Annotated in this window: 22 protein-coding genes, 2 pseudogenes and 1 riboswitch; of the genes and pseudogenes, 13 read left to right on the top strand and 11 right to left on the bottom strand. The window is 72.6% G+C overall.

The window, feature by feature from the left end; genetic code table 11:
- The coding region (eccD, locus tag JM949_RS03860; protein WP_203147066.1) for a type VII secretion integral membrane protein EccD at positions 1–517 on the bottom strand (517 nt) is incomplete at its 3' end.
- A gap of 166 nt (positions 518–683) precedes the next feature.
- Here eccD and eccCa point away from each other — a divergent pair.
- The 3 genes from eccCa to JM949_RS03845 all read left to right on the top strand — a co-directional run bounded on the left by eccCa (position 684) and on the right by JM949_RS03845 (position 5,465).
- Positions 684–4,649 (top strand): type VII secretion protein EccCa, encoded by a 3,966-nt coding sequence (gene eccCa, locus JM949_RS03855; protein WP_203147065.1) that lies wholly within the window; start codon positions 684–686, stop codon positions 4,647–4,649.
- A gap of 203 nt (positions 4,650–4,852) precedes the next feature.
- On the top strand, positions 4,853–5,161 hold the full coding sequence (locus JM949_RS03850; RefSeq protein WP_088977186.1) for a WXG100 family type VII secretion target: 309 nt from the start codon (positions 4,853–4,855) through the stop codon (positions 5,159–5,161).
- 25 nt (positions 5,162–5,186) lie between these two features.
- Positions 5,187–5,465 (top strand): WXG100 family type VII secretion target, encoded by a 279-nt coding sequence (locus JM949_RS03845; protein WP_203147064.1) that lies wholly within the window; start codon positions 5,187–5,189, stop codon positions 5,463–5,465.
- An 85-nt stretch (positions 5,466–5,550) separates the two neighbouring features.
- On the opposite strand, the gene mycP is transcribed toward JM949_RS03845, so the two are convergent.
- Together mycP and JM949_RS03835 are read right to left on the bottom strand one after the other, a co-directional pair.
- Positions 5,551–6,783 (bottom strand): type VII secretion-associated serine protease mycosin, encoded by a 1,233-nt coding sequence (mycP, locus tag JM949_RS03840; protein WP_203147063.1) that lies wholly within the window; start codon positions 6,781–6,783, stop codon positions 5,551–5,553.
- 51 nt (positions 6,784–6,834) lie between these two features.
- Positions 6,835–7,170: a helix-turn-helix transcriptional regulator gene (locus JM949_RS03835; RefSeq protein WP_203147062.1), complete on the bottom strand. Its 336-nt coding sequence runs from the start codon at positions 7,168–7,170 to the stop codon at positions 6,835–6,837.
- Between the two features lie 185 nt (positions 7,171–7,355).
- Between JM949_RS03835 and JM949_RS03830 the strand changes: the two genes are divergently transcribed.
- The gene (locus JM949_RS03830; RefSeq protein ID WP_203147071.1) at positions 7,356–8,072 is read left to right on the top strand and encodes a carbonic anhydrase; all 717 of its coding nucleotides are present in this window, start codon (positions 7,356–7,358) and stop codon (positions 8,070–8,072) included.
- Between the two features lie 86 nt (positions 8,073–8,158).
- On the opposite strand, the gene JM949_RS03825 is transcribed toward JM949_RS03830, so the two are convergent.
- The 3 genes and pseudogenes from JM949_RS03825 to JM949_RS03815 form a co-directional block, all read right to left on the bottom strand.
- Positions 8,159–9,178, bottom strand: coding sequence for a coiled-coil domain-containing protein (locus JM949_RS03825; protein WP_203147061.1), 1,020 nt, complete (start codon positions 9,176–9,178; stop codon positions 8,159–8,161).
- Between the two features lie 4 nt (positions 9,179–9,182).
- Positions 9,183–9,313, bottom strand: a riboswitch (cyclic di-AMP (ydaO/yuaA leader).
- A gap of 166 nt (positions 9,314–9,479) precedes the next feature.
- Positions 9,480–10,851, bottom strand: a pseudogene (locus JM949_RS03820) (YibE/F family protein).
- Positions 10,852–10,903: 52 nt separating this feature from the next.
- Positions 10,904–11,059 carry a hypothetical protein gene (locus tag JM949_RS03815; protein ID WP_203147060.1) on the bottom strand — a complete coding sequence of 52 codons (156 nt, stop codon included), beginning with the start codon at positions 11,057–11,059 and terminating at the stop codon, positions 10,904–10,906.
- Between the two features lie 103 nt (positions 11,060–11,162).
- Between JM949_RS03815 and JM949_RS03810 the strand changes: the two genes are divergently transcribed.
- Complete coding sequence (locus JM949_RS03810; RefSeq protein ID WP_203147059.1) at positions 11,163–11,435, top strand: hypothetical protein; 273 nt, start codon at positions 11,163–11,165, stop codon at positions 11,433–11,435.
- Positions 11,429–12,348, top strand: a pseudogene (locus JM949_RS03805) (HAD-IC family P-type ATPase); the annotation flags it as partial. The gene JM949_RS03810 and the pseudogene JM949_RS03805, both read left to right, overlap by 7 nt.
- A 6-nt stretch (positions 12,349–12,354) precedes the next feature.
- Here JM949_RS03805 and JM949_RS03800 read toward each other — a convergent pair.
- On the bottom strand, positions 12,355–12,651 hold the full coding sequence (locus JM949_RS03800; protein ID WP_030329541.1) for a metal-sensitive transcriptional regulator: 297 nt from the start codon (positions 12,649–12,651) through the stop codon (positions 12,355–12,357).
- Positions 12,652–12,747: 96 nt separating this feature from the next.
- Between JM949_RS03800 and JM949_RS03795 the strand changes: the two genes are divergently transcribed.
- From JM949_RS03795 to JM949_RS03765, 7 genes are all read left to right on the top strand, one after another.
- Positions 12,748–12,945 (top strand): heavy-metal-associated domain-containing protein, encoded by a 198-nt coding sequence (locus JM949_RS03795; protein WP_203147058.1) that lies wholly within the window; start codon positions 12,748–12,750, stop codon positions 12,943–12,945.
- A gap of 13 nt (positions 12,946–12,958) precedes the next feature.
- Entirely contained in the window at positions 12,959–13,906 is a 948-nt protein-coding gene (locus JM949_RS03790) for a hypothetical protein (RefSeq protein WP_203147057.1), read from the top strand.
- A 12-nt stretch (positions 13,907–13,918) separates the two neighbouring features.
- Entirely contained in the window at positions 13,919–16,168 is a 2,250-nt protein-coding gene (locus JM949_RS03785; protein ID WP_203147056.1) for a heavy metal translocating P-type ATPase, read from the top strand.
- 74 nt (positions 16,169–16,242) lie between these two features.
- Positions 16,243–16,416: a CsbD family protein gene (locus JM949_RS03780; protein ID WP_036390803.1), complete on the top strand. Its 174-nt coding sequence runs from the start codon at positions 16,243–16,245 to the stop codon at positions 16,414–16,416.
- 165 nt (positions 16,417–16,581) lie between these two features.
- Positions 16,582–16,929, top strand: coding sequence for an ArsR/SmtB family transcription factor (locus JM949_RS03775; protein ID WP_203147055.1), 348 nt, complete (start codon positions 16,582–16,584; stop codon positions 16,927–16,929).
- The gene (locus tag JM949_RS03770) at positions 16,926–17,195 is read left to right on the top strand and encodes a hypothetical protein (protein ID WP_203147054.1); all 270 of its coding nucleotides are present in this window, start codon (positions 16,926–16,928) and stop codon (positions 17,193–17,195) included. Before JM949_RS03775 ends, JM949_RS03770 begins: the two co-directional genes overlap by 4 nt.
- Positions 17,196–17,317: 122 nt before the next feature.
- Positions 17,318–18,796, top strand: a complete 1,479-nt coding sequence (locus tag JM949_RS03765) for an alpha/beta hydrolase (protein ID WP_203147053.1) — start codon at positions 17,318–17,320, stop codon at positions 18,794–18,796.
- Positions 18,797–18,808: 12 nt separating this feature from the next.
- Here the strand turns inward: JM949_RS03765 and JM949_RS36435 are convergent, their stop codons facing one another.
- The 4 genes from JM949_RS36435 to JM949_RS03750 all read right to left on the bottom strand — a co-directional run bounded on the left by JM949_RS36435 (position 18,809) and on the right by JM949_RS03750 (position 21,151).
- Entirely contained in the window at positions 18,809–19,159 is a 351-nt protein-coding gene (locus JM949_RS36435; protein ID WP_238432526.1) for a class I SAM-dependent methyltransferase, read from the bottom strand.
- The gene (locus JM949_RS36430; protein ID WP_238432525.1) at positions 19,144–19,449 is read right to left on the bottom strand and encodes a class I SAM-dependent methyltransferase; all 306 of its coding nucleotides are present in this window, start codon (positions 19,447–19,449) and stop codon (positions 19,144–19,146) included. Before JM949_RS36430 ends, JM949_RS36435 begins: the two co-directional genes overlap by 16 nt.
- 92 nt (positions 19,450–19,541) lie before the next feature.
- Positions 19,542–20,795 carry an RNA polymerase sigma factor gene (locus JM949_RS03755; protein WP_203147052.1) on the bottom strand — a complete coding sequence of 418 codons (1,254 nt, stop codon included), beginning with the start codon at positions 20,793–20,795 and terminating at the stop codon, positions 19,542–19,544.
- Positions 20,792–21,151 (bottom strand): YciI family protein, encoded by a 360-nt coding sequence (locus tag JM949_RS03750; RefSeq protein ID WP_238432543.1) that lies wholly within the window; start codon positions 21,149–21,151, stop codon positions 20,792–20,794. Before JM949_RS03750 ends, JM949_RS03755 begins: the two co-directional genes overlap by 4 nt.
- Between the last annotated feature and the right edge of the window lie 18 nt (positions 21,152–21,169).

Here is a 21,169-nt window from a genome sequence, read left to right as displayed (position 1 = left end):
CGGCGGCGCGGGACAGCACCGCCGCGGCGACCAACAGGGCCACCGCGACCAGCAGCGCGGCCAGCGCGCCCGGCAGGTGCGGCGGGACGGCGAAGAGCGCCGCCAGCGCACCGGCGCCGAGCGCCGACGCGGCGAAGACCACAGCGAAGGACCGGGTCGCGGCGACCTGCCAGGCACCGGGGCGTTGGTTGGTCGCCGTGGCGACCGCGTCCACCACGTCGTCGAAGACGATCTCCGGCGCGGCCGCCGACCGGGGATTGAAGTAGAGCACCTCGCCGTCGCGGACGCTGAGCTGCGCGGCGGTACGCCCGCCGTCGAGGGGGGCACCGCCCAACCGGGACAGCGCCCAGCCGCCGTGCCGCGCGCCCTCGTCGGCCATGTCCTCGCCGGCGTAACGCAACAGGGTGGGCAGCAGGTCGGCCAGCGGCACGTCCGACGGCAGGGCCAGATCCATCCGGGTACGCGGCGCCACGATGGTGATCCGGCTCAGCCCACCGGTCGCCGTCTTCGTCGCCACAGTGGCCTCCAGGTGTGCGTCAGTGCTCGGCTGGCTGCGATGCCGCGGTCCGGGTCCACCGCGCACACGGCAGATTACCTACGATGACGGGCACGTACGATGCCCACCCGCGGGCTGTGTTCCGTGGCCGCACGTCATCAGGGCCGCTTCTGGGGAGGAGACAGCCGTGAGCACGGTGGTGTTCCGCCGGCTCCCGCGTCAGCCGGGGCCAGCCTTACCGCGCGGCGAGGTGCTGCTGGAGTCGCCTCCCGAGCTGCCCGAGCCGACCCCCCGCGGGATGGGGCAGCTGCTCATGATCCTGCCGATGTTCTGCGGGGTCGGCGCGATGGCGTTCCTCTACGCCGGCAAGGGCGGCGGCATGATGACGTACGTCGCCGGTGGTCTCTTCGGCGTCTCGATGCTCGGCATGGCGATCGGTTCGCTGGCCAACAACGGTGGCAAGGACAAGGCCGAGCTGAACGCCGACCGTCGTGACTACATGCGCTACCTGGCCCAGATGCGCAAGCGCACCCGGCGTGCCGCCGAGCAGCAGCGGGCGGCGATGGCCTGGCGGCACCCGGAGCCCGACGCGCTCTGGTCGATCGCCGCCTCCCGGCGGCTCTGGGAGCGGCGAGTCACCGAGGACGACTTCGGCGAGACCCGCATCGCACTCGGCCCGCAACGTCTCGCCGTGGAGATCGTTCCGCCGGAGACGAAGCCGGTGGAGGACCTGGAGCCGATGAGCGCTATCGCTCTGCGCCGGTTCGTCCGCGCGCACTCGACCGTTCCCGACCTGCCGACCGCGCTGTCGGTGCGCGCGTTCAGCCGGGTGGTGCTGCGCGGCGACCGCGAGCCCGTGCTCAACCTGACCCGGGCGGCGCTCGGGCAGTTGGCCACCTTCCACGCACCGGACGACCTGGTGATCGCGGTGGTCGCCGCGCCGGACCGGCAGTCCGCCTGGGGCTGGGTGAAGTGGCTGCCGCACGCGCACCACAGTGGACGTACGGACGCCGCCGGCGCACGCCGGCTGGTCTTCGCCAGCCTGGCCGAGGCTGAGGCGGCGCTCGCCGGTGAGCTGGGCGGGCGACCCCGGTTCGCCCCGGAGGCCAAGCCGCTGACCACCCTCCCGCACCTGGTCGTGGTGATCGACGGTGGCGAGATCGCACCGACCTGTCAGCTGGTGGGTCCGGGGTTGCTCGGCGCCACGGTCATCGACCTGTCCGGGACGGTGCCGCGCGACGCCGGCCGCTGGCTGCTCTGCCTCGACGTGGGTGACGGAAGCTCACTCGACCTGGTCCGCGGCAGCTCGTCGTCGACGCTTGGCCGACCCGACCAGCTCAGTGCCGAGGCCGCCGAGGGGCTGGCCCGGCAGATCGCCCCCTACCGGCTGTCCCAGCAGCAGACCAGCAACGAGGAGCCGCTGGCCCGCAGCACGGAGCTGCCGGACCTGCTCGGCGTTGGTGACGCCGCGGCGGTGGACGTGCAGAACACCTGGCGGCCGCGTGGCCACCGGGACCGGCTGCGCATCCCGCTCGGCGTGGGCCCGGACGGCAACGTGGTCGAGCTGGACTTCAAGGAGTCGGCGCACGAGGGCATGGGCCCGCACGGTCTGGTGATTGGTGCGACCGGGTCCGGCAAGAGCGAGCTGCTCCGTACGGTGGTGGCCGCGTTGGCGGTGACCCACTCGTCGGAGGAGCTGAACTTCGTCCTTGTCGACTTCAAGGGCGGCGCGACCTTCGCCTCGTTGGAGGCGCTGCCGCACACCAGCGCGGTGATCACCAACCTGGCCGACGAGTTGCCGCTGGTCGACCGGATGCGCGACGCCCTCGCCGGTGAGATGGTGCGTCGGCAGGAGCTGCTGCGGGCGGCCGGCAACTACGTCTCCCGCTTCGAGTACGAGAAGGCCCGTGCGGCTGGTGAGCCACTGGACCCGATGCCCAGCCTGCTGATCATCTGTGACGAGTTCAGCGAACTGCTCGCCGCCAAGCCTGACTTCATTGACCTCTTCGTGATGATCGGCCGACTGGGTCGGTCGCTCGGCGTGCACCTGCTGCTGGCCAGCCAGCGGCTCGAAGAGGGCAAGCTGCGTGGTCTGGACACCCACCTGTCGTACCGGATCGGTCTGCGTACCTTCTCCGCTGTGGAGAGCCGGATCGTGCTCGGCGTGCCGGACGCGTACGAGCTGCCGAACGCGCCGGGCCACGGTTACCTGAAGACGGACACCAGCACGATGCTGCGGTTCCGGGCCGCGTACGTGTCCGGGGCGTACCGGGCGCCGGGGCAGCAGGCCTCCGCCTCGCAGGCGCTGGTGCAGCGCCGGATCGTGCCGTACGGCCTCGACTTCGTCCCGGCCCAGGTCCCGCAGCTGCCGGTGGCGACCGTTCCGGAGCCCGAGCAGCCGGCCGACGGCAAGGCCGTGGCGATGCTGGACGTGCTGATCGACCAGCTCAAGGGTCGGGGTCGACCGGCCCACCAGGTGTGGCTGCCGCCGCTGGCCGATCCGCCGGGCCTGGGCGAGCTGCTCGGCCCGCTGGCGGTGGACCCGACGTACGGGCTGTGCACCGCGTCCTGGCCGGGGCGTGGGCGACTGACCGTGCCGGTCGGCGTGGTGGACCGCCCATACGAGCAGCGCCGCGACCCGATGATGGTCGAGTTGGCCGGGGCCGGCGGCAACGTGGTCATCGTCGGTCGGTCGCTGAGCGGCAAGAGCACCATGCTGCGTACGCTGCTCGCCTCGCTGGCGCTCACCCACACCCCCCGGGAGGTGCAGTTCTTCTGCCTGGACTTCGGCGGGGGCGCGCTGCGCAGCCTGGAGCGGTTGCCGCACCTGGCCGGGGTGGCCGGTCGGCGCGACGTCGAGGCGGTCCGCCGGACGGTGGCCGAGGTGGTCGCCGTCCTGGACGACCGGGAGAGTCGGTTCGCCCAGCACGGCATCGACTCGGTGGCGAGCTACCGTCGTCGCCGGGCCGCCGGGGAGTTCGCCGACGACCCGTTCGGTGACGTGTTCCTGGTGGTGGATGGTTGGAACACGCTGCGCCAGGAGTACGAGGAGCTGGAGCAGACCATCACCACGTTGGCCAACCGGGGCCTCGGCTTCGGCGTGCACGTGGTGCTCACCGCCGTGCGCTGGGCGGAGATCCGGATCAACATGCGGGATCTGCTCGGCACCAAGCTGGAGTTGCGGCTGGGCGACGCGTCGGAGTCCGAGATCGACCGCCGCGCGGCGACGAACGTGCCGGAGAAGTCGCCCGGTCGTGGTCTGACCCGGGACAAGCTGCACTTCCTCACCGCCGTTTCGCGGATCGACGGTCGACGGGACATCGACGACCTGAGCGAGGCGTCGCTGTCCCTGGCGGGGCATGTGGCGGCGAACTGGCCGGGCCGTCCGGCCCCGAAGGTGCGACTGCTGCCGCGGCGACTGCCGGTGGCCGAGCTGGCCCGGATCATCGACCGGTCGGCACCCGGGATTCCGGTCGGTGTCAACGAGTCGGCGCTCGCGCCGGTCTACCTCGATCTGGCCAACGAGCCGCACCTGACGGTCTTCGGCGATGCCGAGTGCGGTAAGACCAACCTGCTGCGGTTGATCGCCCGGGGCATCACCGAGCGGTACACCCCGGCGCAGGCCCGGCTGGTGATCGCGGACTACCGGCGTGGCCTGCTGGGGACGGTCGAGGGCGACCACCTGCTCGACTACGCCCCGTCCAACCAGGCGTTCGCCCAGGGTCTCGGGTCGATCCGCAGCGCGCTCTCCAACCGGCTGCCCGGCCCGGACGTGACCACCGCGCAGCTGCGTGACCGAAGCTGGTGGAAGGGCCCCGACCTGTACATCCTGGTGGACGACTACGACCTGATCGCCTCCGGTGGCAGTAACCCGCTCAGCGCCCTACAGGAGTTGTTGCCGCAGGCGCGTGACATCGGTCTGCATCTGATCATCACGCGTCGGGTCGGTGGGGTGTCCAGGGCGCTCTACGAGCCGGTGCTGCAACGGCTGCGTGAGCTGGACTCGCCGGGTCTGCTGATGTCCGGCAACCGGGAGGAGGGCGCGGTCTTCGGCACGTTGCGACCGAGCCCGCAACCGCCTGGTCGGGGCACGCTGGTCCGCCGCCGTGACGGTCAGCAGTTGATCCAGACCGCGTGGTCGGAGCCGTCGTGATCGGGGCCGGTTCCTAGCAGGCCGCGCTGCCCGTCCCGGCCCGATTCACCGCCATCCATCGAACGCCGCCGGTCAGGGCTGCGAGGGCTGGCCAGGTTCCGCTACGGTCTTCACTGGAGTGTCCGTCGGTGGGGTGTTGCTGCCTTGCCGCGGGGGAGGGGTGCGGCGGAGCCGCCACCACAACAGACGGAAGGGTGTGAAGCATGGCGTTCGAGGTCGAAGCTGCGACTCTGCATACCGCCGCGAGTGACGTGCGGTCCACGCGCAGCGAGGTCGATGGCGAGCTGAAGAAGCTGTGGAACGTCGTCGACGACCTGGCCATCGCGTGGAAGGGTCAGGCGTCCACGGGCTTCCAGTCGCTGATGACGCGCTGGAACGAGGACACCGTCAAGCTGCTGACGGCGATGGACAACATCGCCGACCTGCTCGACAAGTCGGGTACGACGCACCAGGTCAACGACGAAGAGCAGCAGCAGATGCTGGACAAGTTCCACTCTGCTCTCAACCCGTGATCCGTAGCCAGCAGAGGGGGAAATCGTGACGATCAAAGTTGACTATGCGGTCCTCGAGAGCAGCAACCAGCAGATGCAGGCCATCTCGAAGACCCTTGAGGAGAAGCTCGACACGCTCCGGTCGATGCTGACCAAGCTCCACTGGGACGGCGAGGACCGGGTTGCCTACGAGCAGCACCAGGCGAAGTGGGACGCGGCGGTTCGCGACATCAACCGCATCCTGAACGAGATCGGTGGTGCCGTCGGCATCGCCCGCGAGAACTACCTCACCACGGAGATGAGCAACTCCAAGGTGTGGGGCTGAGGCATTCGCCGATGCGGCTCTGGTCCGGTAAGCCCGGGCCGGAGCCGCTTTGCGTTGCCGTCGGCACCGCCCGGCGGTGCGTGGGTCAGCCGGCGGCCGGCGCGTCGGTGCGTCGGCCGGGGCGCCAGTCGCGTCGACGGCCGCGGGCCACGATCGGCCGCACGATCAACAGCAGCACGGTGAGCAGCCCACCGATCGCCGCCGCCCAGACCGCGACCGAGCGCTGCCAGCTCAGTGGGTCGTCGCGCGGGGTCGGTGCCGGGATCGCGCCGGCGGGCGGGTTCGCCCGGGTGCCGAGCAGGCTGGACACCGCCCGGTACGGGTTGACCATCCCGTAGCCGATGTCGGCGTTGTGCCCCTCCGGTGGGTTGTCCGCGGTGCGTTCGAGCCGCTCGGCGACCTGCTGCGGGCTGAGATTCGGGTAGGCGGCCCGGACCAGCGCGGCCACCCCCGACACGTACGCGGCGGCGTAGCTGGTGCCGCCGTCGGGCACGGCGCGGTAGCCGTTGCCCCGGGGGGCCGGCCCGATGATGTTCAGCCCCGGCGCGGCGATGTCGACGTAGTCGCCGCTGATCGAGGTGCCGACGTGGCCGCCCTGCTCGTCCACCCCGCCGACCGCGATCACCCCGGGGTACGCGGCCGGGTAGCCCGGCCTGTTCTGGGAATTTTCTGACCGGTTGCCGGCGGCGGCGACCAGCACCACCCGCTTGGCCAGCGCACGCTGGACGGCCGCCGTCAGCTCGGGCTCGGGGATGGTCGTCAGGGACAGGTTGATCACGTCGGCGCCCTGGCTGACGGCCCAGTCGATGGCTGCGGCGATCTCGGCGGGAAGCTGCGCGTCGCTGACGTCGCCGAGCTGTGGGAGCACCCGGATCGGCAGGATGCGGGCGGCCGGGGCGACCCCGCTGAAGGGCACCCCCGCGCCCTCTCGGCCGGCGATGATGCCGGCGATCAGCGTGCCGTGCCCGGCCTCGTCGCACTGCCCCTGGTTGGCCGGCAGGTTGTTGAAGTCGCGGCCCTCGAGCACCTGACCCTTGAGGAGCGGGTGGGTCGCGGAGACCCCGGAGTCGATCACCGCCACCGTCACGCCGGCGCCCCGGGACAGCGGCCACGCCGACGACGGCTCCAGCCGGCGCAGCGCCCACGGCGTCTCGGTCAGGCTCTCCGTGCCGGTCGGGCCGCAGGTGGGTGCCGCCGCGCGCGCGGGGGACGGTGCCCCCAGACCGGTGCCGAGCAGGACCGCGAGAGCTCCACTGAGGATGCTCCGGGAGGCACGTCGGGACCTGTGGGTCGCGCTCAACGGCGGGCATTCGCGCACCCGCAGAGATTACCGCTGCGACCCGTCGGGCAGCGGCCCCCGGTGACGGGGTCAGGCCGGCGGCCGGTCCGCTGCTCGGGGAGTTTCCGCGAAGAGCGCGAGCAGGTCGCCGACCTGCCGGTACGCCTCGGCCGGGTGCCGGAACCGGCCGGCCGGGTTCAGGGTGTACTCGTTGCGCCGCCCGACCCGGGTGCGGTGCAGGTAGCCGCCCGCCTCCAGGTCGGCGACGATCGCCTGCGCGGCCCGTTCGGTGACACCGACCTCGGCCGCGACATCGCGTAGCCGGGCGGTGGGGTCCCGGGCGATGGCGAGCAGAACGTGTCCATGGTTGGTGAGGAATGTCCAGTTCCGTCCGCCGCCGGTATCGCTCGTCTCGGTGCTCGTCATCGTGCGACCGCCTTTCCGGGTGCCGGGAAGCTCGTCCGCCCCCGGGCGTAACGTATGAAATCTAAATCACGCATCCCTTGACGCGTCTTACCGTGCGTGTGACCGTGGACGCCGAGCCAGCGCCCGCCGCCGGCCCGGCGAAGAAGCCGGTTGACCAGGTGAAACACGTCGAGACGAGGTGCGGGATGAGTCATACCGGGACGTCCGGCCAGCCGGTTCCGCAGCGGACCGCCGAGCAAGCAACCACCCCACGCGAGCCGGCCCAGGCGTACGCCGAGCTGGTCGCCGGAAACCGGCGCTTCGTCGATGGCACCCCACGTCACCCGAACCAGGATGCCGGACGGCGGGCCGCCGTGGCCGACGGGCAGCACCCGTTCGCGGTGATCGTCGGCTGTTCCGACTCCCGCCTGGCCGCGGAGATCATCTTCGATCGGGGGCTGGGCGACCTGTTCGTGGTCCGCACCGCCGGGCACACCGCCGGCCCAGAGGTGCTCGGCAGCGTGGAGTACGCGGTGACAGTGCTCGGCACCCCGCTGGTGGTGGTGCTCGGCCACGACTCGTGCGGCGCGGTGCAGGCGACCCGTGCGGCCAGCACGACCGGCAGCATCCCGGGTGGGCACCTGGGCGCGGTGGTGGACGCCGTGCTGCCCAGCCTCCGGCGGGCCCAGGCCCAGGGTGTGGACGACATCGACGGCATCGTCGACGTGCACATCGCGCAGACCGTCGAGACGTTGCTCGAGCAGTCGCCCGTGCTGGCCGACGAGGTGGCGCAGGGGCGGTGCGCGGTGGTGGGCCTGTCGTACCGGCTCGCCGCGGGTGTGGTGCGCCCGGTGGCCGCCGTGCCGGCCGGCCTCGCGACCGTCGAGGTGCCGACCGACCCGGCCGCTCCGGCCGCCGCCTGACGCGACGAGGGCTGACGCGACGAGGGCTGACGCGACGAGGGCCGCTCCGCGCGACGCGGAACGGCCCTCGACGGGGATCGGCTGGGTCAGAGCAGTGACATGTGGACGTGGTCGGTGTGGTTCGACGGCCCGCTGTACGAACTCCAGCCGGTCGCCGGGAACCAGATCTGCCGGTTCCAGATCACGTAGTAGATGCCGAGCCGGTCGGCGTTGCGGATGAGGAACGCGGCGACGTTGTTGCCGTACGTCCGGGTGTCCTCGTTGTGCCACGGGGAGAAGCCGCTCTTCTGTAGCGACCAGTCGCAGGCGCGGCCCTTCGGGTGCTCCCACGGCCCACCCGGGCGGTAGCAGCCGACGAACCGGTTGAAGCCGGCCCGCTTGACCTCCTTGTACGCGTGCAGCGTGCGAGGCGTGACGCAGCCGGACGTGGTCGGGTCCTTCTCGCTGCACGACTGGGGCTTCCACTCGCCGTCGGCGGTGCGACCCGGGCCGATCTTCGCGACCGGCGAGATGGCGTCCACCAGACCGCCGGTGAAGCCCTTGCCGCCGACGAGCGAGAGCGCCTTGTCGGCCTCGCTCTTCCGCTTCGCCATCAGGGCGGTCTGCTTCTGCTGCTCCCGGACCTCCGTGTCGAGGGCCAGCTTGGCCTGCTCGGCCCGGGCCTTCACCACGTTGACCTCGGCGAGCTTCTTCTCGTTGACCATGTTCATCTCGTCGAGCGTGGCGGCGCGGCGAACGAACGAGTCCGGGGTGGTGCTCTCCAGCAGCATCGCTACCGCGCCGATCCGACCGGTCCGGTACGCCTGGGCGGCGATCTGCCCGACCTGCGGGGCGAGCGCGTCCAGGTCGGCCTGGGCCCGGCCGACCTCCAGCGCCAGCTCCTGCTGCCGCTTCTTGGACTTGTCCAGCTTGGACTTCGCGGCGGAGTAGTCGCGGTTGGCCTGCTCGATGACGTCGTTGAGCAGCTTCGGCTCGCCGTCCTCCTCGTGGCCCGACGGCGTGGGGTTCGTCGGGGCGGCCTGGGCCGGATGCGGCCCGGCGAGCACGGTCAGTGCGGCGATCACGGCCACCACGGGTGTCAACCAGCGGCGTAGGGGTGCCGTCACAATGTTCCCTTCCGTCGACCGCCGACCGGGTTAGCTGACGGGTTCGGGGCGGAAGCGGCCCCTACCGCTGTCGCGGATTCACCCCACCTACCTGGGTCCCCGGCTCGCCGGTTGGCGATTGGGCGGTGGCACCGCAGGCGCCGCTTCGCGCCTTCATCGGTAACCGGCAGCGAGGTTACCCGAGAGTCGACCGGGTGAGCTACGCCTGGATGGCGACCAAAAGTGTCATTTCGCCATAGCGTTGAGTGACCAGTGACGTGGTTCTCAGGGTGGATGCCCGATCTGGTCACGCTGAGGAGTGTCACCATGCCGTATCCGTGCTCCTGTTCGGTTCCGGCTGCCGATCGGCGGCCGTGGTTGGGGGTGCGGCCCGCGTCTGATCCGGCTCGTCGGGCGACCCGTACGCGGGGAAATGAGGGCGGCCAGCGCCTCCGTGCGGTCCGGCCGGGGGCGGGCGGCGGAGGTGTCGGCGGGCGGCGGTGCCGTCCGGCGCGCCCGGCGGCGGTCACCACCGCGGCCAGCCCGGTGGTCAGCGGCACGGCGGCGATCAGGCCGAGCGTGGCGACGGCGCTGCGGACGATCTCCTGGGCCAGGAACTCACTGGTGAGGATCTGCCCGATCGGCCGGGCGTCGGCGGTGAGCAGGAGCAGCAGCGGCAGCGACGCGCCCGCGTACGCCAGCACGATGGTGTTCACAGTGGAGGCGATGTGCGCGCGGCCGACCCGGGTGGCCGCACGGTACAGCTGCAACCGGGTCAGCCCGGGGTTCGCGTTCGCCAGCTCGGTGACGGTGGCCGCCTGGGTGACCGTCACGTCGTCGAGCACCCCGAGCGAGCCGATGATGATCCCGGCGAGCAGTAGACCGTGCAGGTCCACGTCACCCTGGAACATCGACAGCGTGGTGGCTTCTTCGCTGCCGAAGCCGGTGAGGTGGGTCGCCGCCGTGGCGATGGTGGCGAGCACGCCGGTCAACACCAGACTGCCGAGGGTGCCGAGCACCGCCACCGAGGTCTGCGCGGTGATCCCGTGGGTCAGATAGAGCACCACGAACATGATCAGAGCCGCGCCGACCACGGCCACCAGCAGTGGTGACCGGCCCGCGCCGATGCCCGGCAGCACGAAGGTGAGCAGGATGGCGAAGCTGGCGGCCAGCCCACCGAGCGCGGCCAGACCCCGCCACCGACCGAACGCGACGATCGCGGCGGCGAAGACCACCGCCAGCCACACCATCGGGGTGCCGCGCTGGTGCTCGGCGATGTTCCAGTTGCTGGTGCTGGGATCGACCGGGTCGGCCAGTTCGACCAGGATGACCTCGTCGCCGACCTCGACCCGGGGCGCACCCGGCCCGTCGGGCACCGGCGTCCGCACCTGTCGACCGGCGCTCGGCCCGCCGTCCACCAGCACGTCGACAGTGCCGCACCGCCCGTCGCCGACCCGCGGCGTGCCCTCCGGGGCGGACGGCGTCGGCGGGCACGGCTCGGTCACCACCCGGGTCACCGTCCCCGGGTAGCGCGGCACGTCCGCGCCACCGTCGCTCTGCGGTGCGCCACCGCGCGGCCAGAGCAGCAGCGCGGCGAGCACGGTGGCGACGAAGAGGGGCACCACGGTCATGACGAGGATCCGTCGGACCCTTGGCGGGGCGGACGGAACGGGACGGGTGTGGTCGGAACCCAAGGCGTGACTCCCAACGATCCGGTGCGGGGTACGGGTCAGCGGGCCGGTTGGTTCACCACTGTCGGGGAAACGCGGCGCAGGACGTGCCGGATCGCTTACCGACTACCGCCCGAGCACGGACGGTCAGCACCCGGCCCGGTCGGTCGGGGGCGACGCCGTGCCGTGGCGTCGTCGGCACCCGACCGGGCAGCGGCAGCTGGCAGGCCATCGTGGGAGATGCTAACCAGCCCGGCCGGAAGTTGCCGGTCAGGCCGGAGTGTCGGATGGCCGAACCGCCCGTGTCGCGGCCCCCGGGCCGGCATGTTGGAACCATGCCCACTGCGCCCGGTCCCGAGCACCCGCGCCGCGCCGACAGACCGCCCGCCGAGCCCGCCGAGCGCGCCGGGCAGGCTGGGCACGACAAGCACGCCGAGCGCGCCGGGCACGACAAGCACGCCGGGCACGAGCCGGCGATGTTCCGCCGCCGCTTCTGGGTCTGCCTGGTGCTGACCGTGCCGGTGGTGCTGACCAGCCACCTTGTCGCGGAGCAGTTCGGTCTCGGGGGCGACCGGGTCCCCGGCCGGTCCTGGGTGGGCCCGTGGTGACGGCGCCCGGCGTCGAACGGGACGAGGTGCTACGGATCGCGGCGGGTGTCGAGTCGGACAGCGAGCATCCGTTGGCCCGGGCGATCGTGGCGGCGGCGGGGTCCGCCGGCCCGGCCCGGGCCGCCGGGTTCCGGTCGCTGCCGGGCCGCGGTGTGCGGGCGACAATCGACGGTACGGAGTACGCGGTCGGCGGTCCGGCGCTGCTGCGGGAGCTGGGCCTGTCCCCGCCGCCCGAGGTGGCGGCCGCGACCGGACGGTGGTCGGCTCGGGGTGCGGCGGTGCTGCACCTGGTACGACTGCCGGAGACCGTGCTCGGTGCGTTCGCGGTGACCGACGAGGTGCGCCCGGAGGCCCGGCGCGCCGTCGACGAGTTGCGGGCCGAGGGGGTCCGGACCATCGCCATGATCACGGGTGACGCGCGGCCGGTGGCCGAGGCGGTCGCCGCCGAGCTCGGTTTCCGGTCCGGCGTCGACGAGGTCTTCGCCGAGGTGCTGCCGGCGGAGAAGAGCGACCGGGTGGTTGACCTGCAACGACGAGGGCTGGTCGTGGCGATGGTCGGCGACGGGGTCAACGACGCCCCGGCGCTGGCCCGAGCGGACGTGGGCATCGCGATCGGGGCGGGCACCGATGTGGCGATCGAGTCCGCCGGGGTGGTGCTGGCCTCCTCGGACCGCGCGGGGTGGCAGCGGTGGTCCGGCTGTCCCGGGCGTCGTACCGGAAGATGCGCCAGAACCTGGCCTGGGCGGCGGGCTACAACGTGGTGGCCCTGCCGCTGGCGGCCGGGGTGCTGGCCTGGGCCGGTGTGGCGTTGAGCCCGGCGCTGGCCGCGGTGCTGATGTCCGCGTCCACCATCGTGGTGGCGCTCAACGCGCAGCTGCTGCGCCGGGTCCGGCTCGACCCGACGGTGGAGTGAGGGCGGTCAGCCGCGCTTCATCAGCCGGCCGACCGCCGCCATCATCTCGGTGGCCATCTCGTCGGCCCGGCCCTCGGCCGCGCCCTCGTGCATGCAGTGCCGGGCGTGCCCGTCGAGCAGGCCCAGCGCCACCTTGTCGAGGGCGGCCTGGATCGCCGAGATCTGGGTGAGCACGTCGATGCAGTAACGGTCGTCGTCGACCATCTTCTCGATGCCCCGGACCTGCCCCTCGACGCGGCGGAGCCGCGCGAGCAGCTGGTCCTTGCTGGCGGTGTATCCGCGGATCGGGGTGGGTGCGGTCATGGCGACCAGGATAGCGTACCCCTAGGGGGTATGGTACGGTGCTGTTCGGATGAGATACCCCCACCGGGTACCGGTACCCAAGAAGGAGACGTTCCCATGGTCAACACGACGTACCAGGTGCAGGGCATGACCTGTGGGCACTGCGTCAGCGCGGTGGGCGCCATCGCGGGGGTGCGTGAGGTGCGGGTCGACCTCGCCGGCGGGCTGGTCACCGTCAGCAGCGACCAGCCGCTGGACCCGGCGGTTGTCCGGGCCGCCGTCGACGAGGCCGGCTACGACCTCGTGGAAGCGTGACGGGAGGGCCGGCATGCGCACCGTGACGAGACTGGCCGGGTTCGCCGCCGGACTGGTGGCGATCTTCGGCGCGACGTACGGGGTCGCCCGGGTGGTCGATCCCGCTCCGGCCGCCGAGAGCCGGCGCGACGGCGATGCCGCCCCGACGACGGAAACCCGCGACCAGCCGGTCGACCGGCTCCCCGGCGGCCTGCTGGTCTCCGAGCGCGGCTACACCCTCGAACCGGTCGACGCCCCGGCCGGCGAGTTCGCCTTCCGGATCGCCGGGCCGGACGGCCGCCCGGTGACCCGGTACGACGTGGCGCACGACCGGAAGATGCACCTGATCGTCGCCCGACGGGACCTGTCCGGCTTCCGCCACGTGCACCCCGAGCTGGCCCCGGACGGCACCTGGCGGGTCGACACCCCGCTCGCCGGCCCCGGGCAGTGGCGGGCGTTCGCCGACTTCACCCCGACCGGAGGTGAGCCGCTGACCCTCGGGGTGGACGTGGTCGTCCCCGGCGAGCTGACCGAAGCGCCACTGCCCGCCCCGTCGACCAGCACCACTGTCGACGGCTACACGGTCACCCTGACCGGTGCGCCACAGCCCGGCCGCACGTCGCCGCTGACCCTGACCGTCAGCCGGGACGGGCGACCGGTCACCGACCTGGAGCCCTACCTGGGCGCGTACGGGCACCTGGTGGCACTGCGCCGGGGCGATCTCGCGTACCTGCACGTGCATCCGGACGGGACACCCGGTGACGGGCGCACCCAACCCGGTCCGGCCGTCACCTTCCTCGCCGACGTGCCGTCAACCGGCAGCTACCGGCTCTACCTCGACTTCCAGCACGGCGGGCGGGTGCACACCGCCGAGTTCACAGTCGTCGCCGGAGCCGTCCCGACCGAAAACGTCCCCACCCCGGGTGGACCGACACCGACCGGTGGCGCCGAGCACGGCACCCCCGGGCACGGGCACAACTGACGGGACCAGACGATGACCACCACCAGCAGACCGCTGCCCGAGGCGCCGAACCGGATCGAACTGGCCATCGGCGGGATGACCTGCGCCGCCTGCGCCGCCCGGGTCGAGAAGAAACTCAATCGGATGGACGGGGTGAGCGCCACCGTCAACTACGCCACCGAGAAGGCGACCGTCCGGTACGTCGACGGCGTCACGCCGGACGACCTGATCGAGACCGTGCAGAAGACCGGCTACACGGCCGCCGTGCCGTCGCCGCCGGCCAGCACCGAGGAGCCGGTGGACCCGCTGAAGGGCCCGCGTACCCGGCTCTGGGTTTCGGCGGCGTTGAGCGTGCCGGTGGTCCTGCTGGCCATGGTTCCGGCCTGGCAGTTCGACTACTGGCAGTGGTTGTCGCTGACCCTGGCCGCCCCGGTGGTGGTCTGGGGTGGGCTGCCCTTCCACCGGGCGGCCTGGACCAACCTGCGGCACGGCGCGGCCACCATGGACACGCTGGTCTCGCTCGGCACCCTGGCGGCGTTCGGCTGGTCGCTCTGGGCGCTCTTCCTCGGCGACGCCGGCATGCCCGGGATGACACACCCGTTCCGCTTCGCCATCACCCGCACCGACGGCGCCGGCAACATCTATCTGGAGGCGGCGGCCGGGGTGACCGTGTTCATCCTGGCCGGTCGCTACTTCGAGGCCCGCTCCAAGCGGACCGCCGGCGCGGCCCTGCGGGCCCTGCTGGAACTCGGCGCCAAGGAGGTGGCGGTGCTGCGGGACGGGGTGGAGACCCTGATCCCGGTGGACCGGCTCGCCGTTGGTGACCGGTTCGTGGTCCGCCCCGGCGAGAAGATCGCCACCGACGGAGTGGTCGACGAGGGCACCTCCGCGGTCGACGCCAGCATGCTCACCGGTGAGTCGGTGCCGGTCGAGGTCGCCCCGGGCGACGACGTGGTCGGCGCCACCATCAACGCGGGCGGGCGGCTCGTCGTCACCGCCACCAGGGTCGGCGCGGACACCCAACTCGCCCGGATGGCCGACCTGGTCGAGCAGGCGCAGAGCGGCAAGGCGGCCGTGCAGCGGCTGGCGGACCGGATCTCCGGCGTCTTCGTGCCGATCGTCATCACCCTCGCGGTCGGCACGCTCGGTTGGTGGCTCGGCACCGGGGCCGGCCCGACCGCCGCGTTCACCGCCGCCGTGGCCGTGCTGATCATCGCCTGCCCGTGCGCGCTCGGCCTGGCCACCCCGACCGCGTTGCTGGTCGGCACCGGCCGGGGCGCCCAACTCGGCGTGCTGATCAAGGGGCCGGAGGTGCTGGAGTCGACCCGCCGGGTGGACACCGTGGTGCTGGACAAGACGGGCACCGTGACGACCGGCCGGATGACGCTGGTGGACGTGGTGCCGGCCAGTGGCGAGGACCGCGCCGAAATGCTCCGGCTCGCCGGCGCGGTGGAGGCCGCTTCCGAGCACCCGATCGCCCGTGCGATCGCCGCCGGTGCCGCCGAGGCCGGCGCGCTGCCCCCGGTGACCGGCTTCGCCAACCTCGAAGGGCTGGGCGTCACGGGCACGGTCGACGGTCGGCTCGTGCTGATCGGCCGACCCCGGCTGCTGCGCGAGCGCGACCTCGACGTGCCGGCGGAGGTCGAGCGGGCGGTCAGGGAGGCGGAACAGGCCGGCCGTACCGCGATCGTCGCCGGCTGGGACGGGCGGGCCCGGGGCGTGCTCGCGGTCGCCGACGTGGTCCGGCCGACCAGCCGGGCCGCGGTGGCCCGGCTGCGTGGGCTGGGGCTCACTCCGGTCCTGCTGACCGGGGACAACACCACAGTGGCTCGCGCGGTCGCCGCCGAGGTGGGCGTCGACGAGGTGATCGCCGAGGTGCTGCCCGCCGGGAAGGTCGACGTGGTCAAGCGGCTCCAGGCCGAGGGGCGCTCGGTGGCGATGGTCGGTGACGGGGTCAATGACGCCCCGGCGCTGGCCCAGGCCGACCTGGGGCTGGCCATGGGCACCGGCACCGACGTGGCGATCGAGGCGGCCGACCTCACCCTCGTCCGGGGTGATCTGGACGCCGCGGTGGACGCCATCCGGCTGTCCCGGCGCACGCTCGGCATCATCCGGGGCAACCTGTTCTGGGCGTTCGGCTACAACGTCGCGGCCCTGCCGTTGGCCGCGGCCGGGCTGCTCAATCCGATGATCGCCGGCGCCGCCATGGCGCTCTCCTCGGTCTTCGTGGTGGCCAACAGCCTGCGCCTGCGTCGCTTTCGTCCGGCCGCTGCCGATCTGTGACGACGGTAATGGTTGGGCCGGTGACGGCGGGGGTACCTCTGTGGTCGTAGCGACGCTTGCGATGGAGGTCGGCAATGGGTATCGACGACAAGATCAACAACGCCACCGAGGACGCGACCGGCAAGCTGAAGGAAGGCGCCGGTCGGGCCACCGACAACGAGCAGCTGGAGGCGGAGGGTCGCGCTGACCAGTCCACCGCCAAGCTCAAGCAGGCGGGCGAGAAGATCAAGGACGCCTTCAAGAGCTGACGTACGACGTAACCCGCACGCCGGGCCGGTGATCATTCACCGGTCCGGCGTGCTGTGTGTGGAGAACCTTTCCGGCGACCCTGAGATGCCCCTGATTCCGCTCGCGGATGCCCCCGCCGCGCCGCCATACCTGCTAACTTCTTTTGGCATGTGCAAGGGCTGGTTATGAGCGCGGCGTCACCGCCGACCGGCGACGACCTGGTCCGGATGCTGGCCACCCTGGCCAACCCGCACCGGCTGCGGGTCGTCGCCGCGTTGGCCCGCGAGCGTGCGTACGTCAGCGGGCTGGCCCGGCAACTGGGCATCAGCCGCGCGCTGTTGCAGGTCCACCTACGGAAGCTGGCGGCGGCCGGGCTGGTCACCGCCCGCATGGAGTTGTCGGAGGACGGGAAGGCCATGAACTACTACGAGGTGGAGCCGTTCGTGCTCACTCTCACCCCCGGGGTCATCGCGGCGGCGGTCGAGACGCTGACCGTGCCCGACTCGGGCGAGCAACCGGGAGCGGCGCGATGAGCGAGCACGACTGGACCGAGGTGGTCGGCGCGATCGGAGTGTTCGCCCTGCTGATCAGCGTGTTCACGGTGACCGTCGTGCAGCTCGCCAAGACCCGGCGGGCCCGGTACGAGGCGAACCGCGCGGACGACTACCGCAAGCTCGCCGAGACCGCCGCCCAGGCCCAGGCGGAGAACGCCCGGCTGCTCGCGGCGCTGGACGGCCGGCTGGGCGGGATGGAGACCCGGATGACCAGCCTCGAACGCGTGCTGCGCGAGGTCGACTGACCCCGCCGGCCGAAGGCCCCGGGCCGTCGAGCGGCTACTCGACGGCCGGGTGGAAGCAGCGTCACCTCGCCCAGTGGGCGAGTCTCACAGGCAACACTCCTTCGAGGAGAGGACAGCACCCCATGCTGCGCGTACGCAAATCCAAAGTCGGCTGGGCGGTGGCCCTGGCGCTCACCGCCGCCGGCCTGACCCCGGCGAGCCCGGCCGTCGCCCGACCCGTGATCGACTGGCAGCCCTGCGCCGAGGACGCCCCCGGAGAGCAACCGCCCGGCGCGGAGGTCCCGGCCCAGTGCGGCACCCTGTCGCTGCCGGTCGACTGGAACCGACCACGGGGGGAGCACTTCGAGCTGGCGGTGGCCCGCCGGGTCGCCACCGACCCGACCGCCCGACAAGGGTCGCTGGTCTTCGGCCCCGGCGGGCCGGGGGACAGCGGGGTCGACCGGGTGGTGAACGGCAGCTCCCGGTTCAGTGCCGACCTGCGCCGCCGGTTCGACATCGTCAGCTTCGACCCGCGCGGCACCGGTGCCAGCCACCCGGTGCGTTGCTCGCGGGAGCTGCTCGGCCGGCAACCGCAGGTGATCGCCGACCAGGCCCAGTTCGACGCGACGGTGGTCAACAACGCGCTGCTGCGCGCCGACTGCCGGGCCCGCACGGGCGCGCTCTACGACCACGTGGACACGACAAGCGCCGCCCGCGACCTGGACGCGGTCCGCGCCGCGCTCGGCGAACGCCAGCTGACCTTCCACGGCAGCTCGTACGGCACCCTGCTCGGGCAGCGCTACGCCGAGTTGTTCCCCGATCGGGTCCGGGCCATGGTGCTGGAGGCCGCGATGGACCACAGCCTCGGCACCCGCGCCTTCCTCGACACCCAGGCCGTCACCGCCGAGGACGCGTTCGACGAGTTCCTGGCCTGGTGCGCCCGCTCCACCGACTGCGCGCTGCACGATCGTGACGTGCGGGCGATCTGGGCCGGGCTGCACGCTCGGGCGGAGCGCGGCACGCTTACCGACCCGGACCGGGCCGGCGCCCCGCTCGCCGCGTTCGAGCTGAGCCGCCTCGCCCACAAGAAGCTCTACGACACCTGGCGGTGGCCGGGGCTGGCGGAGTGGATCGGCAGGCTGGAGGGGGCGGCGACGGCGGGCGTCAGCACGCTGGCGGACGATGCCGTGGCCGCGTACCCCTTCGCGGTCTTCTGCCAGGACTGGAGCCTGCCGGTCCGCGACTACCGGGACTACGCCGGGCAGCTGCGCCGCAGCGCCCAGCTCGCGCCCGACCTGCGCTACCCGCCGGCGCTGTTCGCAGTGGTCACCTGCCTGGGCACCCCGACGCCGGTCGCCAACCCGCAGCATCGGCTGCGGGTGCGCACCGACGTGCCGCTGCTGATCGCCGCCACCGTGCACGACCCGGCGAGCGGTTACGGCTGGGCCCGTAACGTGGCACGGCAGTTGGGTCGGCACGGGGTGCTGCTCACCTACCACGGGTGGGGGCACGGCAGCTACTCGACCAGTCCGTGCGTGCAGCGGGCCGTCGACGCCTACCTGCTCGACCAGGTGGTGCCGGCCCGGGGCGCCGGCTGCCCGGCCATCGAACCCGAGGTGTGACAGGCGGCCGGCTCAGGGGCGTCGGGTGGCGCGGACGACGACGTCGTGCAGCGTGTTCTCCCGACCCCCGGGGCCGGCCACCGGGCGGTGGTGCTCCTCGGCCGTGCTGACCTCCCACCGGGTGCGCTCCAGACCCGCGGTGATGTCCGCGAGGGTCACCGAGGCCTCGGCCGGTGGGTGGTGCTCGTGCCCGGTGGCGCCCGGCGCGTGCAGGTGCCCGACGATCAGCAGGGTGCCGCCGGGCGCCACCCAGCCGGAGACGCGGTCGTAGAAGTCCAGCTGCGGCATCGCCGGGTGCGCGTAGTGCGTGGTGACCAGGTCGAACGGCGCGCCGGGGTGCCAGGTGGTCAGGTCCGCCGCCACCCACCGCACCCGTTCGGCGACCCGGCGGTGGTGGCCCGCGCGGCGGCCCGGGCCAGGGCGGCGGAGGCGATGTCGACGGCGGTGACCCGCCAGCCGTGCGAGGCGAGCCAGACCGCCTCCGCGCCGGTGCCGCACCCGGCGTCCAGCGCCGTGCCCGGCGTCAGGTCGCTGACCTGGTCGGCCAGGTAGGGGTGCGGGGGATTCTCGTCCCCGGCCTCGGGACGGTGGTGGTCGGGCTGGTGCCAGTGGCGGTCCCAGTAGCCCTTGTCGAACTCGTGCTGCTCGGTCATCCGGCCGCTCCTCCGTGGGTCGGCCACGACTGTGACCGGCGACCGAGCGATACGCAAAATTCCTTGCCGGAATGGCAAAGGAGGGGGAGGGCTTACTGTTGCTCTGCCAGTCGGGCGGCGCGCAGCTCCAGGTATCGCTGCTCGGGCAGGCTGGTGGTGCCACGCGCCGCCGCCAGGTACGCCTCCCGCGCCGCAGCGGTGTCCCCGGCCAGCTCCAACAGGTGCGCCCGGACCGCGGCGAGCCGGTGGTGCCCGGCGGTGCGCTCGTCGGCGTCGAGCGGGGTGAGCAGGGCCAGCCCGGCCTGCGGCCCGTCCACCATGGCCACCGCGACCGCCTGGTTGAGGGTGACCATCGGATTCGGCGCGATCCGGGCCAGCAGCCGGTAGAGCGCGAGGATCTGTCGCCAGTCCGTCTCCGCCGCCGTCGAAGCCTCCGCGTGCACGGCGGCGATCGCCGCCTGAAGCTGGTACGGGCCGGGCGGCGACCAGGTCAACGCCTCGGTGACCAGCGCGATCCCCTCGGCGATGGCCACCGCGTCCCAGCGGGCGCGGTCCTGCTCCGCCAGCGGCACCAACTCCCCGTCCGGGCCCACCCGGGCCGCCCGGTGCGCGTCGGTGAGCAGCATCAGCGCCAACAGCCCGGACACCTCGCCGTCGTCGGGCAGCAGCCGGTGCAGGATGCGGCCCAGCCGGATCGCCTCCCCGGTCAGCTCGGCCCGGTGCAGGTCCGGGCCGCTGGACGCGGTGTAGCCCTCGTTGAAGATCAGGTAGAGCACCCGGAGCACAGTGCGCAGCCGCTCCTCCCGCTCGGCGGGGCCGGGCATGGCGAACCGTGCCCCGGCGGCCTCGATCCGCTGCTTGGCCCGCCGGATCCGTTGGCTCATCGTCGCCTCCGGCAGCAGGTGCGCCCGGGCGATCTGGGCGGTGCTGAGACCGCCCACCGCCCGCAGGGTGAGCGCCACCTGCGCCGACCCGGTCAACGCCGGGTGGCAGCAGAGGAAGAGCAGGGTGAGGGTGTCGTCGGCGTCCGGCACCGCCGGCTCCGCGTCGGCCGGCGGCGCCACCCCGGCGTACGCCGGTTCGCGCAGCGCCACCGCCAGCTCGCGATCCCGGCGAGCGCTCTCGCTGCGCCACTCGTCGGTGAGCCGACGGGTCGCCACGGTGAGCAGCCAGGCGCGCGGATTATCCGGTACGCCCTGCCCGGGCCACTGCGTCGCGGCGGCGAGCAGGGCCTCCTGGACCGCGTCCTCGCACCTGTCGAACTGGCCGTGCCGGCGAACCAGCAGGCCGAGGAGCTGCGGCGCGAGCGTGCGCAGCAGCTCCTCGACCGTCCGGTCGTCGGTCACATCTCCTCCGCTGCGGACTCGTCCATGATCGGCCGGACCTCCAGCGCGCCACCGAAGCGCACGTCCGGCCAGCGGGCGGCGATCTCGGCGGCCCGTTGCGGGCTGTCGCAGTCGACCGTCAGGTAGCCGGCGAACTGCTCCTTGCTCTCCATGAACGGCCCGTCGACGACCTCGGCGCTGCCGTCGACGAGCCGGACCGTCAACGTCTGCGCCGGGTTGGCCAGCGCCTGACCCCCGACCAGCTCACCGGTCTCGGTCAACTCCCGCATGATCTCGTCGACCTCGCCGAAGAGGGCGGTGCGGTCCTGCTCGGTCAGCTCCTCGGTGAAGCCGGGTCGGTTCCAGATCAGCAGCATGTACTTCACGGCGATGCT

This window comes from Micromonospora tarensis, from assembly GCF_016803395.1.
In the GTDB taxonomy this organism is placed as follows: Bacteria; Actinomycetota; Actinomycetes; order Mycobacteriales; family Micromonosporaceae; genus Micromonospora; species Micromonospora tarensis.
The sequence above is the reverse complement of the archived record's forward strand: the minus strand, read 5'-3'. Positions and strand labels throughout refer to the sequence as shown.

Coding starts and splice junctions, on each gene's coding strand:
- JM949_RS03850 (WP_088977186.1), top strand. CDS start 4,853: ATGGCGTTCGAGGTCGAAGCTGCGACTCTGCATACCGCCGCGAGTGAC.
- JM949_RS03835 (WP_203147062.1), bottom strand. CDS start 7,170: ATGACGAGCACCGAGACGAGCGATACCGGCGGCGGACGGAACTGGACA.
- JM949_RS03830 (WP_203147071.1), top strand. CDS start 7,356: ATGAGTCATACCGGGACGTCCGGCCAGCCGGTTCCGCAGCGGACCGCC.
- JM949_RS03815 (WP_203147060.1), bottom strand. CDS start 11,059: ATGGCCTGCCAGCTGCCGCTGCCCGGTCGGGTGCCGACGACGCCACGG.
- JM949_RS03810 (WP_203147059.1), top strand. CDS start 11,163: ATGCCCACTGCGCCCGGTCCCGAGCACCCGCGCCGCGCCGACAGACCG.
- JM949_RS03800 (WP_030329541.1), bottom strand. CDS start 12,651: ATGACCGCACCCACCCCGATCCGCGGATACACCGCCAGCAAGGACCAG.
- JM949_RS03795 (WP_203147058.1), top strand. CDS start 12,748: ATGGTCAACACGACGTACCAGGTGCAGGGCATGACCTGTGGGCACTGC.
- JM949_RS03790 (WP_203147057.1), top strand. CDS start 12,959: ATGCGCACCGTGACGAGACTGGCCGGGTTCGCCGCCGGACTGGTGGCG.
- JM949_RS03785 (WP_203147056.1), top strand. CDS start 13,919: ATGACCACCACCAGCAGACCGCTGCCCGAGGCGCCGAACCGGATCGAA.
- JM949_RS03780 (WP_036390803.1), top strand. CDS start 16,243: ATGGGTATCGACGACAAGATCAACAACGCCACCGAGGACGCGACCGGC.
- JM949_RS03775 (WP_203147055.1), top strand. CDS start 16,582: ATGAGCGCGGCGTCACCGCCGACCGGCGACGACCTGGTCCGGATGCTG.
- JM949_RS03770 (WP_203147054.1), top strand. CDS start 16,926: ATGAGCGAGCACGACTGGACCGAGGTGGTCGGCGCGATCGGAGTGTTC.
- JM949_RS03765 (WP_203147053.1), top strand. CDS start 17,318: ATGCTGCGCGTACGCAAATCCAAAGTCGGCTGGGCGGTGGCCCTGGCG.
- JM949_RS36430 (WP_238432525.1), bottom strand. CDS start 19,449: ATGACCGAGCAGCACGAGTTCGACAAGGGCTACTGGGACCGCCACTGG.
- JM949_RS03750 (WP_238432543.1), bottom strand. CDS start 21,151: ATGCTGCTGATCTGGAACCGACCCGGCTTCACCGAGGAGCTGACCGAG.